Raw genomic sequence first — 13,198 nt, 5'->3', positions numbered from 1 at the left:
CGAAAAGGCCGAGAGAAAGGACCTGCATCAACCGCGCCGCGCTGCCTTTCTGGCCGCGCGGCGCCAAAAGTGTCAGTCCTGCTTGCCCAGGAATGACGGCCCTTCGCCGATGATCTTCTTATCTTCCTTGCCGATAGCGTCGAGATCGCGCCCCTCGTAGGGCAGCGACAGCAGGATGCGGCGCATCACCGCCAGCCGCGCGCGGCGCTTGTCGTTGGCCCGCACGATCATCCATGGCGCGAACTCCTTGTGGGTGCGCTCGAACATGGTGTCGCGTGCCTTGGTGTAATCGTCCCACTTGGTGATGCCGGCAATGTCGATCGGCGAGAATTTCCAGCTCTTCAGCGGACTGTAGCGGCGATCGTGAAAGCGCTCGAGCTGCGTCTCCCGGCCGATGTTCAGCCAGAATTTGAAGAAATAGATGCCGTCATTGACGATCATGCGCTCGAAATGAGGCGTCTCGTCGAGAAACTTCTCGTGCTGTTCGGGGGTGCAAAAACCCATCACCGGCTCGACGCCGGCACGATTGTACCAGGAGCGGTCGAAGGTGACGAATTCGCCCGCTGTCGGGAAATGGTCGGCGTAGCGCTGGTAGTACCATTGCCCCAGTTCCGTCGGGGTTGGCTTGGTCAGCGCGACGTTGCGCGCCGTGCGTGGGTTAAGATACTGGCGCAGCACGAATATCGTGCCGCCCTTGCCGGCCGCGTCACGACCCTCGAACAGCGCCATCATCCGCTTGCCGGTCGCCTGCAGCCATGCCTGCGCCTTGACGAGCTCTATCTGCAATTTCTCGAGCGTCTCGTCATACTCCTCGCTCTTCATCTTCTTGTCGTAAGGATATCCGCCCGCGGTCAGCTTGTTCTCCTCGACCCAGTCCGGAAGCTCGGGATTCTCGATATCGAACTCCCGTTCCTTGCCGCCGATCCTGATTTTCAGCGGGCCCGAGGTTGGAGTGACCGAATTGTCGTTGGCTTTTTTCATGCAGACGAACCCTTTTAAGTGTCTGGACTCATGCTATTGGGAGCCACTACAGCACCGCGCCTCCGTTTGGACGCGCAAAGGAGGCTGTAGCACTTTTGATTTGCGGTCCAGCGGAAGTTTTCGCCGCCGTCTGACCGGTGGAGGCTGGGCGCGCGAATGACCGAGCTGGGCGCAGAGCAGAAGAGCACGGGGCAAGCTGTGGCCGCTCGGCTGTGGCACAGCCGCTGGCTGCTTGCGGCCGGTGTCGTGGCGGTTCTGATCGCCTTTGGCTTCGCGGGCTTTTCCGCCTACGTGCTGGTGCCGGCGCTGCTCCTGCTGCCGGCCGCGGCAATATTGCCGGTCACCGGCGCCCGCCATTCCGCGGGGAACGCCGCGGCGATCGAGGCGATTGGCTTGCAGCGCCTGTCCGGTGAATATCTGGCGGCCGCCGTGGCCGACCCGCTCATCATCTTCGACCACGCCGCCACCATCGTCCACGCCAACGCCGCCGCCTTTGCCGCCTTTGGCGGCATCGCGCCCGGCATATCGCTGCCGCTGAAATTCCGGGCGCCGGAAATGCAGGCGCTGCTGGACAGTGTGCTGTCGGGCACTGTCGCCTCGGATGTCGTCGACTACACGGAGAAGCTGCCTGTCGAACGGGCCTACCGGGTCAGCGCATCCTCGGTCGGGCATGGCACCGATCTTTATGTGCTGGTTTTCAAGGACCAGAGCGAGGCGCGGCGTATCGACCGCATGCGCGCCGACTTCATCGCCAATGCCAGTCACGAATTGCGCACCCCGCTGGCTTCGATCGCGGGCTTCATCGAAACGCTGCGCGGACCGGCCCGCAACGATCCGGCGGCGCGCGAGCAGTTCCTCCAGATCATGCAGAACCAGACCGGCCGCATGGCCCGCCTGATCGACGACCTCCTGTCTCTGTCGCGATTGGAGATGAAGCCCTATCTCAAGCCGGGAACCGAAGTCGATCTGCGCCAGACCGTCGACAGCGTCATCGATTCGCTCGGCCCGCTCGCCCGCGAAAACAATGTCGCCATCGAGCGCGATTTCGCCAAGGGGCCGCTCGATGTGCCGGGCGATCGCGACGAGCTGTTCCAGGTGTTCGAGAACCTTTTGGAAAATGCCTGCAAATACGGCCAGTCGGGCGGTCGTGTCGTGGTGTCGATCGCGCGCGGCGATGATGGTTCCGAACCCGGCATCGACGTCACCATCAGGGATTTTGGTCCCGGCATCCCCGAGGAGCACATACCGCGCATCACCGAGCGCTTCTATCGTATCGATGTCGAGACCAGCCGGACCCAGAAGGGCACGGGGCTTGGCCTGTCGATCGTCAAGCACATCCTGACACGTCACAACGCCAGGCTGACGATCAGGTCCGAGGTCGGCAAGGGCGCCGCCTTCTCGGTCCATTTGCCGGCGCACTGATACTGCCCTAGTTTTCCACGGGGCCGTTTCTTTTTTCTGTCATCCCGTTAGCGTATCAGCGGGGATTCGAGGAAACGACTCAAAGACAAGATCCCGTGGGAAGGCATTTCATCCATGCAGTCCGTTCACATTGTCAGCGCCTATGACGAGGAACTGAAATATCTTTCGAAGCGCATCGCCGCGATGGGTGGGCACGCCGAGCGCATGGTCGAGCAGGCGGTCGCCGCCCTGGTCAATGCCGATCCGGGGCTGGCCCAGAAGGTCATTCGCGACGACGCCGTCCTGGACGAGGGACAGCGTGAGATCGACGACAAGGCGATCATCATCATCGCCAGGCGTCAGCCGATGGCGACTGACCTGCGCGAGATCGTCGGCGCCATCCGCATTTCGGCCGACCTCGAGCGCGTCGGCGACCTCGGCAAGAACGTCGCCAAGCGGGTGGTTGCCGTTACCGACGGCCGGCAGCCGACCAGCCTGTTTCGCGGCCTGGAGGCTCTGGCCAATTTGGCGCTGACCCAGCTGAAGGAAGTCCTCGACGTCTATGCGTCGCGCTCGGTCGACAAGATCGGCTTCGTGCGCGACCGTGACGACCAGATCGATGCCATGTACACGTCGCTGTTTCGCGAATTGCTGACCTACATGATGGAAGATCCGCGCAACATCACGCCCTGTACGCATCTGCTGTTCTGCGCCAAGAATATCGAGCGGATCGGCGATCACGCCACCAACATCGCCGAGACCATCTATTACATCGTCACCGGCGACCAGATGCCCGCCGACCGGCCGAAAGGCGACAAGACCGACAAGATCGGCCTCCCCGAGGCGCTGCCGGTGAAGTGAACGCACATCCTCTCGAACGCTTGATCATATTGCGGTAGACTATCCCGAGATAAGCTTGCTGGTTCCCCAGGGAAGGCAACGCTTTCGGGAGGCTGCGATGGAATATGTCCGGGAGTTCAAGGCCTCGCCGCCGACATCGGGCATCATCGCCTGCGGCGTCTATACCGCCGGGCGCCGTATCGCCGATATTCCGATCGAGGAAGCCGGCGAATGGGCCAAGAAATCGGGACATGTCGTCTGGATCGGGCTGCTTGAGCCTGACCGCGACCTCCTGCTGCGCGTCAAGGCGCAGTTTCATCTGCATGAACTGGCGATCGAGGATGCCGAGCATCCGCACCAGCGGCCAAAGATCGAGCAATATGGCGATGCGCTGTTCATCGTCGCCCGCACGGCGCAGCTGATCGACGGGCGCGTCACCTTCGGCGAGACACATCTGTTTGTCGGCTCAGGCTATATCGTCAGCGTCAGGCACGGTCCTTCGACATCCTATGCCGCCGTGCGGCAGCACTGGGAAAGCTGCCCGCACTCGCTGGCCAAGGGGGAGGACTTCGTCCTCTATGCCATTCTCGACTTCATCGTCGACAATTACATGCCCGTGCTCGAGCAGATCGAGGACGAGGTCGAGGCGATCGAGGACAAGGTCCTGTTGAAGCCGATGACCGGACCCGATATCGAACGCCTCTACATGCTGCGCCGCGACCTCCTGCGCCTGCGCAACGCGGCATTGCCCTTGGTGGAAGTCTGTCGCCGGCTGACCAGCGCCGACCTGCCGCAGATCCATTCGGCCATGCACCCGCTGTTCCGCGACGTGACGGACCACATCCGTACTGTCCAGGAGAAGATCGACAGTCTGCGCGAGGTGCTGGCCTTTGCCTTCGAAGCCAGTCTTCTGGTCGGTCAAAGCCAGGAAACGGCGATCTCCAAGAAACTCGCCTCATGGGCGGCCATCCTGGCCGTGCCAACCGCATTCGCCGGCATCTACGGCATGAACTTTACCGACATGCCGGAGCTGAAGATGGCATATGGCTATCCGATGGTGCTGGCCACCATCGCGCTTATCTGCTGCTTCCTTTATTGGCGCTTCAGGAAGAACGGCTGGCTGTGAGGAAGTCGGTAGTCAGTAGTCAGTAGTGGTTGGTGGGAGCGCTTGTTTCCTCACTACTCAGTACTCACCGCTTATCTATTCCGCCGCCGCTCCGCCGCCGGCTGGAACGCCACGCGGGCATGGTATTTACAGTAGGGACCAGTTTCAGCGGCTTCGTTGCCGCAGAAATTGAAGTCCTCCGAAAGTGGATCGCCGTTCGGCCATTTGCAGGTGCGCTCGGTCAGTTCGACGAGCTGCAGATGCCGTGAGATCGGCACCACGACGTTCTCGACCGGACGGATGTAGTGCCGCGCCACCGGTTCGGCGTCGAATTGCGTCTGAAGGGCCGTCGCGCCGATCGAAGTCGTGACGTGGCGTGCCGTGCTTGCGGCGCGCGCCACCGATTTCTGGACGGTCGATCCCTGCGTCGCCTTCTTCTGGCGTGCCGGCGTCGCCGTTGCGCGACCGCGACCCGACAGCTTCAGCCGGTGCACCTTGCCGATGACGGCATTGCGGCTGACCCCTCCAAGCTGCGCAGCAATCTGGCTTGCGCTCAGACCCTCCGACCACAGTTTTCTCAAGAGTTCTACCCGCTCGTCAGTCCAGTTCATGACCGCGCTCCTCATAAGCGTGCGGCAATCAGAATCCATTCCCGACCCAGCACCACTGCTAGGGCAGACACCACATATATCTGGTGATTAGGTCCGCCGCACGAAATCTAGTTATTTCTTGACTACAACTACTCTATGCGCTGACTCGGTGACAAGAGTCCCAAGTGCAACACGAATCGGTTTTTTCGGTTTTCCCCAACTTGCCCGGTCGCTCATGAGCCGGCGTTGCGTCGGGGGGCTTGCCGCGCGCCACTACGCGACGTTTTCGTTGACTTCATGGCCGAAAAACACGATAAGCCGCAGAAGGCCGCCGCTTTGGCGGCTTTTTTGATTTTCCGGTACCGGAGACGCATATAATGAGCGGTTCGGCGCTTTACGAGACCTTTGCTCGCGCACCCCTGGCCTTCGACCATGGGGAAGGCACTTGGCTGGTCACCGACAAGGGCGAGCGATATCTCGATTTCGCCGGCGGCATCGCGGTCAATTCGCTTGGCCATGGCCATCCGCACCTGGTCGCGGCCCTCACCGAGCAGGCGGCGAAACTCTGGCACGTCTCCAATCTCTATGAAATCCCGGGGCAGAGCAGGCTTGGCGAGCGGCTGGTCGATGCCACCTTCGCCGACAAGGTGTTCTTCACCAATTCCGGCGCCGAGGCGCTGGAATGCGCGATCAAGACGGCGCGGCGCTACCATTTCGTCAAGGGCAATCCCGAGCGCTTCCGCATCATCACCTTCGAGGGCGCCTTCCATGGCCGCACGCTGGCGACCATCGCGGCAGGCGGCCAGTACAAATATCTCGAAGGCTTCGGACCCAAGGTCGAAGGCTTCGACCAGGTTGGCTTCGACGACATCGATGCCGCCGAGAAGGCGATCACGCCCGAGACCGCCGCGATCCTGATCGAGCCGGTGCAAGGCGAGGGCGGTATCCGCCCGGTACCGACACAGTCGCTCAAGCGGCTGCGGCAGCTCTGCGAACAGCACGGCCTGTTGTTGATATACGACGAGGTCCAATGCGGCATTGGCCGTACCGGCAAGCTGTTCGCGCATGAGTGGTCCGCGGTGACGCCCGACATCATGGCAATCGCCAAGGGCATTGGCGGCGGCTTCCCGATGGGCGCCTGCCTTGCCACCGACGAGGCGGCCGTCGGCATGACCGCTGGCGTGCACGGCACCACATTCGGCGGCAATCCGCTGGCAATGGCGGTCGGCAACGCCGTGCTCGACGTCGTGCTGGAAGACGGCTTCCTGGAGGATGTCCAGCGCAAGGCGCTGCTGATGAAGCAGGGGCTAGCCTCGATAGCCGACGAATTCCCCGAAATTGTCGAGGATATCAGGGGCACCGGGCTGATGCTCGGCCTCAAATGCGCGATGCCCAACGGCAAGGTGAACATGGCGCTGCGCGACCAGCATTTGCTGGCCGTTCCGGCCGGCGACAACGTCATTCGCCTGCTGCCACCGCTCACCGTCACCGACGCCGAGATTCACGAAGCGCTCAACCGCATCCGCGCCGGCGCCAAGGGCCTGTCGGAGGCGATCGCCTCCGCCGCCGCGAAGTAATCCGGAACCATTCCTGATGTCAGTTCGCCATTTCACCGATCTTTCCACCGTTTCCGAAGGCGATCTGCGCTTCATGCTGGATGATGCGGTGACGCGAAAGGCGCGTCTCAAGGCCGGCGAGCGGAGCAAGCCGCTCGAAGGCAAGGTGCTGGCCATGATCTTCGACAAGCCGTCGACGCGCACGCGCGTTTCTTTCGACGTCGGCATGCGCCAGCTCGGCGGCGAGACCATCATGCTGACCGGCACCGAGATGCAGCTCGGCCGCTCCGAGACGATCGCCGACACCGCCAAGGTGCTGTCGCGCTATGTCGATGCGATCATGATCCGCACCACCTCTCATGAGCGGCTGCTGGAGCTGACCGAGAATGCTACCGTTCCGGTGATCAACGGCCTGACCGACGACACCCACCCTTGCCAGCTGATGGCCGACATCATGACTTTCGAGGAGCACCGCGGTCCGGTGGCCGGCAAGACGATTGCCTGGACCGGCGACGGCAACAATGTGCTGCACTCGCTGCTCGAGGCCTCGGCACGGTTCCGATTCAATCTCAACGTCGCCGTGCCCGAAGGCAGCGAACCGGCGCAGAAGCATGTCGACTGGTCCAAGGCGCATGGCGGCAAGCTGCATTTCACCCGCTCGCCCGAGGAAGCCGTCGACCAGGCCGACTGCATCGTCACCGATTGCTGGGTGTCGATGGGACAGGAACACCGTGCTCGCGGGCACAATGTCTTCTCGCCCTATCAGGTCAACGCGGCGCTGATGGCCAAGGCCAAGCCGGATGCATTGTTCATGCACTGCCTGCCGGCCCATCGCGGCGAGGAAGTGACCGACGAGGTCATCGACGGGCCGCATTCGGTGGTCTTCGACGAGGCCGAGAACCGGCTCCATGCCCAGAAGGCAGTGCTTGCCTGGTGCCTCGGTGCTTAGAGTGTCTTGGTGCTTGAAGTGTCTTGGGCGCCCGAAATGCCCAGGCGCCTGAAATGCCCAGGCGCTTGATCTGCGGCGGCGCGATGCCTATCTGCGCCGCATCACGCAAATCAAGCGCGTTTGGACGCATGTGCCCACCAGGGCCGCATGGCCGCGCCCTGGAGCTTTGTCATGTTGGAAAGCCATCAAGTGACTGAACATCACCCCAAACTCGGCGAGTTCGGCTACGCCGGCGACGATCACGTCGTTCCCTTCGAGGTCGGTCCGCTCGACGTGCGCGGCCGCACGGTCCAGCTTGGGCCGATGCTCGACGCCATCCTTGGCCGCCACGATTATCCCGAGCCGGTCGCCCGCCTGCTGGCGGAAGCCTGTGTGCTGACCGTTCTGCTCGGCACCTCGCTCAAATTCGAAGGCAAGTTCATCCTGCAGACCCGCACCGACGGGCCTGTCGACATGCTGGTCGCGGACTTCTCCACGCCCTCGGCACTGCGTGCCTATGCACGCTTCGATGCGGATCGGCTCGAAGCACTGGTCGCGGCAGGCGAGACGTCCCAGCAGACGCTGCTTGGCAGCGGCGTGCTGGCGCTGACCATCGACCAGGGCGCCCATACTCAGCGCTACCAAGGCATCGTCCAACTCGACGGCGAAACGCTGGAAGACGCGGCGCGCACCTATTTCCGTCAGTCGGAACAGATCCCGACCGATATCAGGCTCTCGGTCGCCAAGCTGCTGACGCCCGGGATCGGCGGCGCGCGCGAGCAATGGCGCGCCGGCGGCATCCTGGCGCAGTTCCTGCCGCAATCGCCCGAGCGCATGCGCATTCCGGACCTGCCGGGTGGGGACGGCGATCCGCGCGAGGGAGTCCACGATCCGGCCGATAATTCCTGGCAGGAACTCCTGGCCTTGCTCGGCACCATCGAGCCGACCGAATTGATCGACCCGACCATCGGCGCCGAGCGGCTGCTCTATCGTCTGTTCCATGAGCATGGCGTGCGCGTCTTCGGCGGCGTTCCCGTGGCCGACCAGTGCTCATGCTCCCGCGACAAGATCCGTGGCATCCTCGAAGGCTTCTCAGCGCAGGAGATCAAGGACAGCACCGAGGATGGCGGCATCCATGTCGCCTGCGAATTCTGCTCGACGCAGTACGACTTCGATCCAGCCGAGTTTGCGGCTCAGTAAAGCCTTTCCTTCTCTCCGTTCCGCGGGGAGAAGGTGCCCGAAGGGCGGATGAGGGGCGACGCGACCGTCGGCCCTCAGTTCACCGTGCGCCTTGTCCCCGGCAGATCGAGCGAGAAGGCCGGGATGGCGATGTCGAACGTCTCGCCGCGCTTGTTGCGCATCGTGTAGCGTCCGACCATGATCCCGGAGGGTGTCGAGAGCGGGCAGCCGGACGTGTACTGATAGCTGTCGCCGGGATTGAGTTCCGGCTGGTCGCCGACAACGCCCGGCCCGCGGACCTCCTCGACCCGGCCGGCACCATCGGTGATGTGCCAATAGCGCGACAGAAGCTGCACGAACTCGTCAGACTGGTTGTCGATCGTTATCTGATAGCCCCAGACGTAGCGGTTCTCCTGGGGATCTGAACGATCCTCCAGATAGAACGGCCTGACCTGCACTTCGATGTTGCGCGTCACGGCGCGGTACATGAGCGGCTCCAAAACAATCCGACGACTTTCGACGCTCGCGGTGAGCAGGTCAACGTGCGCGTCTTGTCGCGCCTGGGATTGAAACGCAGGTGCCGGCAAAGAATGTCATTTAAGTGACACACGACAATGGTGGTGTGCGCGAACCGGGCGACTCGGCCCTCTGTCGAACTGTTGAAAACGGCCGCGACGCGGGCCGACTTCCGGAGTGACCAGATCTCGATGGAACTCACTCTCATATCCGCCTCGCTTTCGACCGCACTCATCCTCTCAAACGCTGCCAGCATCCTGCTTGCCGCTTCACAGCTGAAACGGCGCACCACGATTGCCCCGCCGGCGGGCAGATCGCCGGCGGTGTCGATTGTCGTCCCGTCGCGCGGCGTCGAGCCATTCACACATGAGACGCTGGAACGCGCCTTCGCGCTCGACTGGCCACGCTACGAACTGATCTTCTGCGTCGCCCATGCCGACGACCCGGTGGTCAAACTGATAAACAGGGCGATTGCCCGGTTTCCGCAGGTGCCGGCCCGGCTGTTGATCGGCGACGACCGTGTCAGTGCCAATCCAAAGCTCAACAACTGCGTCAAAGGCTGGGAAGCGGCGCGCCACGACTGGGTCATTCTTGCCGATTCCAACGTTCTGATGCCGAGGGACTATGTCGAGCACATGATGGCGGCGTGGCAGCACGGTACCGGCCTTGTCTGCTCGACGCCGATCGGCTCCAGGCCAGATGGTTTCTGGGCCGACGTCGAATGCGCCTTCCTCAACACATTGCAGGCCCGCTGGCAGTATGCCGGCGCGGCGCTCGGCCTCGGCTTCGCGCAGGGCAAGAGCATGCTGTGGAACAAGCCGATGCTGGACGCCAATGGCGGCATACGCGCGCTGGCCGCCGAGATCGCCGAGGACGCCGCCGCGACCAAGCTGGTGAACGGCCTCGGCCTGCGTGTCAACCTCGTTGCCGCCCCCTTCGAGCAGCCGCTCGGCCAGCGCACGTTTGGCGAGATCTGGTCGCGCCAGGCCCGCTGGGCGCGCCTGCGCCGCGTCACTTTCCCGCTGTTCTTCGCGCCCGAGATCCTGACTGGTGCGGCGGTCCCGCTGGTTCTTGCGCTGATTGCCGCGGCGAGCGCCGGCATTAGTCTCTGGGCGACCGCGATTGCCGTGCTGGCGGCGTTCTATCTTCCGGAATGCGCTCTGGCCCTGGCCAAGGGTTGGCACGTCTCGACGCGCATGATCGCGGCGACGGTCGCGCGGGACGTCATGCTCCCGGCCATCTGGGCGCGCGGCTGGCTCGGCGGCGCCGTCGACTGGCGCGGCAACGCCATGACCATCCGCACCAAGACGGCGGAACTGGAGGAGACGCCATCGAGCGCTTGATCGCTGCTGACGACGCTGCCTGGACGAAACCTATTTGGCGGCCTTCAAGGCTTGCGCGATATCTTCCAGCAGATCGTCCGTATCCTCCAGGCCGACCGACAGCCTGAGCGTACCGGGCCCGATGCCGAGTTCGGCGCGGGCCTCATCGCTGAGGTTCTTGTGGGTGGTCGTCGCCGGATGGGTGATCAGGCTCTTGGCATCGCCCAGATTGTTCGAGATCAGCACGATGTCGAGGGCGTTCTGCAGGGCGAAGGCCGCCGGCTTGCCGCCCTTGACGTCGAGGCAGATCAGCGTCGAGCCACCCGACATCTGCTTCTTGACGATATCGGCCTGCGGGTGGTCGGCGCGGCCGGGATAGATGACGCGGGCGATCTGCGGCTGCCCGGCCAGGAAGTCGGCGATCCTGCCGGCGCTCTCGGTCTGCTGGCGCACGCGCAGCGGCAAGGTTTCCAGGCCCTTCAGCAGCGTCCAGGCGTTGAACGGCGACAGGCTGGGACCGGTGTGGCGGAAATAGTCGTGCAGGTTCTCGTCAATCCACTTCTTGTCCGACAGGATGACGCCGCCCAGGCAGCGGCCCTGGCCGTCAATGTGCTTCGTGGCCGAGTAGACGACGATGTGCGCACCAAGCTGCAACGGCTTCTGTTGCAGCGGCGTGGCAAAGACATTGTCGACGACCAGCCGCGCGCCGATCGAATTGGCAAGCGAGGCGACGGCGGCGATGTCGACGACCTCGAGCGTCGGGTTGGTCGGGCTTTCCAGGAAGAACAGCTTGGTGTTCGGCCTGACCGCCTTTTCCCAATTGGCGATCTCGGTGCCGTCGACCAAGGTCGCCTCGATGCCATAGCGCGGCGCCAGCGTCTCGACCACCCAGCGGCAGGAGCCGAACAGCGCGCGCGCGGCCACGATGTGGTCGCCGGCCTTGACGCTGCACAGAAGGGCAGCCGTCACCGCCGCCATGCCCGACGCCGTGGCGCGCGCGTCTTCGGCGCCTTCAAGCGCGCACATGCGCTTTTCGAACATGTCGACGGTCGGGTTGGCGTAGCGCGAATAGATGAAACCAGGCTCTTCGCCCTTGAAGCGGGCCTCGGCGGCCTGCGCCGTCTGATAGACATAGCCCTGGGTCAGGTACATCGCCTCGGAGGTTTCGCCGAAGCCGGAACGCAGGGTTCCGCCATGCACGAGTGCCGTCTGAGGTTTCCAGTTGCGCTTCTTGGTGCTCATCGCTTTGTTCCAGACACAAAAAAACCGGCCGCGAAAGTCGCAACCGGTCCATACGGCCTTGCGGCCCGACGGTCCTTTAGCGACTTGTTTAACGTGGCTGCAAGCCGACCGGCCAAATCACCACGGGATAACGACCCTTTAGACCCGCGCCACGCTTGCGTCAATTGCCGGCTTCATTAAGACGTTTGTACCAAGGCAGGTTCCGCAGAAGTGCCCCGCGGTTTTGCGGCAAGAACCTGCAACAAACAAGAACCTGCAAACGAAAGAGACCAGTCTTGGGGCGGAGCCAGACTTTGCGGCAGACAGGCATTCTTCCCGATCAGGACATATCGGCGCTGTTCCGGTCCGGCGCGCTGAAGTCGCCGCGCGCGCTTGATGCCGACCAGATCCAGCCGGCGAGCCTTGATCTCAGATTGGGCGAAAAGGCCTGGCGGGTTCGCGCCTCGTTCCTGCCCGGTCCCAACCACAAGGTGTCGGAAAAGCTCGATCGGCTGCAACTGCACGAGATCAGTCTGACCGAAGGCGCGGTCCTCGAAACCGGCTGCGTCTATATTGTGCCGCTGCTCGAAAGTCTGGCCCTGCCGGCTGACATTTCGGCCTCGGCCAATCCGAAGAGCTCGACCGGGCGGCTCGACATCTTCACCCGCGTCATGACCGATCGGGGCCATGAGTTCGATAAGATCGCCGCCGGCTACAACGGTCCGCTCTATCTCGAGGTCAGCCCGCGCACCTTTCCGATCATCGCGCGCACGGGTTCGCGCCTGTCTCAAATCCGCTTTCGCACCGGCAACGCGCTGCTCTCGGAAGCCGAGTTGCATGAACTGCATCGTGCCGAGATGCTGGTCGCCACGGAGCCACCGAACATTTCCGGCGGCGGCATCGCGCTGTCGATCGACCTCAATGGCGACAAGGATGGGCTGGTCGGCTATCGCGGCAAGCACCACACCGGCCTCGTCGATGTCGACAAGCGCGCCGCGCAGGATGTCCTCGACTTCTGGGAGCCGATCCACAAGAGCCGCGCCGGCGAACTGGTGCTCGATCCCGACGAGTTCTACATCCTCGTCAGCCAGGAGGCGGTGCATGTGCCGCCGCTCTACGCCGCCGAGATGACGCCGTTCGATCCGCTGGTCGGCGAGTTTCGCGTCCACTATGCCGGCTTTTTCGATCCGGGTTTCGGCCATTCGGCGGCCGGCGGCACCGGCAGCCGGGCGGTGCTCGAAGTGCGCAGCCACGAAGTGCCGTTCATCCTCGACCACGGCCAGATCGTCGGCCGGCTGGTCTACGAGCATATGCTGAAGCGACCGCAGGCGCTCTACGGCACCGATCTCGGCTCGAACTACCAGGCGCAGGGCCTGAAGCTGTCGAAGCATTTCCGCGCCGTGCGCTAAAGTCGAAGCTGCCGACCTCGCTCTTGTGGGAGAGATGCCCGGCAGGGACGAAGGCGTGACTGAAACCTATTGCTAGAGCGGTTCATCGCTTGATAGAATCGGAAGGGATTCCCGCTCGGTTGGATTTGTGATTCAAGATGCTGGCTGGAT

The 13,198-nt window shown here is 63.2% G+C and carries 12 protein-coding genes and 1 riboswitch; of the genes, 8 read left to right on the top strand and 4 right to left on the bottom strand.

All coding sequences use genetic code 11. From position 1 onward, the window contains the following. Positions 1-72: 72 nt before the first annotated feature. Positions 73-981, bottom strand: a complete 909-nt coding sequence (gene ppk2, locus LB554_RS14390; protein WP_140878245.1) for a polyphosphate kinase 2 — start codon at positions 979-981, stop codon at positions 73-75. A gap of 156 nt (positions 982-1,137) precedes the next feature. Here ppk2 and LB554_RS14385 point away from each other — a divergent pair, with 156 nt between their 5' ends. The 3 genes from LB554_RS14385 (at position 1,138) to LB554_RS14375 (ending at position 4,348) form a co-directional block, all read left to right on the top strand. Next, positions 1,138-2,403, top strand: a complete 1,266-nt coding sequence (locus tag LB554_RS14385) for an ATP-binding protein (RefSeq protein WP_015319296.1) — start codon at positions 1,138-1,140, stop codon at positions 2,401-2,403. A 114-nt stretch (positions 2,404-2,517) separates the two neighbouring features. Beyond that, on the top strand, positions 2,518-3,243 hold the full coding sequence (phoU, locus tag LB554_RS14380) for a phosphate signaling complex protein PhoU (RefSeq protein WP_015319295.1): 726 nt from the start codon (positions 2,518-2,520) through the stop codon (positions 3,241-3,243). A 97-nt stretch (positions 3,244-3,340) separates the two neighbouring features. After that, entirely contained in the window at positions 3,341-4,348 is a 1,008-nt protein-coding gene (locus LB554_RS14375) for a magnesium and cobalt transport protein CorA (RefSeq protein WP_224524548.1), read from the top strand. A 71-nt stretch (positions 4,349-4,419) separates the two neighbouring features. Here the strand turns inward: LB554_RS14375 and LB554_RS14370 are convergent, their stop codons facing one another. Continuing rightward, positions 4,420-4,938 (bottom strand): GcrA family cell cycle regulator, encoded by a 519-nt coding sequence (locus LB554_RS14370; protein ID WP_140614743.1) that lies wholly within the window; start codon positions 4,936-4,938, stop codon positions 4,420-4,422. A gap of 356 nt (positions 4,939-5,294) precedes the next feature. On the opposite strand from LB554_RS14370, the gene LB554_RS14365 reads away from it, so the two are divergent. From LB554_RS14365 to LB554_RS14355, 3 genes are all read left to right on the top strand, one after another. Then, positions 5,295-6,494, top strand: coding sequence for an aspartate aminotransferase family protein (locus tag LB554_RS14365; RefSeq protein WP_224585180.1), 1,200 nt, complete (start codon positions 5,295-5,297; stop codon positions 6,492-6,494). A 16-nt stretch (positions 6,495-6,510) separates the two neighbouring features. Beyond that, positions 6,511-7,422 carry an ornithine carbamoyltransferase gene (argF, locus tag LB554_RS14360; RefSeq protein ID WP_140660683.1) on the top strand — a complete coding sequence of 304 codons (912 nt, stop codon included), beginning with the start codon at positions 6,511-6,513 and terminating at the stop codon, positions 7,420-7,422. Between the two features lie 147 nt (positions 7,423-7,569). Continuing rightward, positions 7,570-8,601 (top strand): Hsp33 family molecular chaperone, encoded by a 1,032-nt coding sequence (locus tag LB554_RS14355; protein ID WP_140614741.1) that lies wholly within the window; start codon positions 7,570-7,572, stop codon positions 8,599-8,601. Positions 8,602-8,675: 74 nt separating this feature from the next. On the opposite strand, the gene apaG is transcribed toward LB554_RS14355, so the two are convergent. After that, positions 8,676-9,068, bottom strand: coding sequence for a Co2+/Mg2+ efflux protein ApaG (gene apaG, locus LB554_RS14350; protein WP_023772981.1), 393 nt, complete (start codon positions 9,066-9,068; stop codon positions 8,676-8,678). A gap of 219 nt (positions 9,069-9,287) precedes the next feature. On the opposite strand from apaG, the gene LB554_RS14345 reads away from it, so the two are divergent. Continuing rightward, on the top strand, positions 9,288-10,439 hold the full coding sequence (locus LB554_RS14345; RefSeq protein ID WP_140660685.1) for a ceramide glucosyltransferase: 1,152 nt from the start codon (positions 9,288-9,290) through the stop codon (positions 10,437-10,439). Between the two features lie 30 nt (positions 10,440-10,469). Here LB554_RS14345 and LB554_RS14340 read toward each other — a convergent pair whose 3' ends face one another. Further along, entirely contained in the window at positions 10,470-11,660 is a 1,191-nt protein-coding gene (locus LB554_RS14340) for an O-succinylhomoserine sulfhydrylase (RefSeq protein WP_015319287.1), read from the bottom strand. Between the two features lie 56 nt (positions 11,661-11,716). Continuing rightward, positions 11,717-11,794: riboswitch (SAM riboswitch) on the bottom strand. 159 nt (positions 11,795-11,953) lie between these two features. Here LB554_RS14340 and LB554_RS14335 point away from each other — a divergent pair. Beyond that, positions 11,954-13,048, top strand: a complete 1,095-nt coding sequence (locus tag LB554_RS14335) for a 2'-deoxycytidine 5'-triphosphate deaminase (protein WP_140713983.1) — start codon at positions 11,954-11,956, stop codon at positions 13,046-13,048. Positions 13,049-13,198 lie beyond the last annotated feature (150 nt).

Source organism: Mesorhizobium sp. CO1-1-11, assembly GCF_020164995.1.
Taxonomy (GTDB): Bacteria; Pseudomonadota; Alphaproteobacteria; order Rhizobiales; family Rhizobiaceae; genus Mesorhizobium; species Mesorhizobium australicum.
The sequence above is the reverse complement of the archived record's forward strand: the minus strand, read 5'-3'. Positions and strand labels throughout refer to the sequence as shown.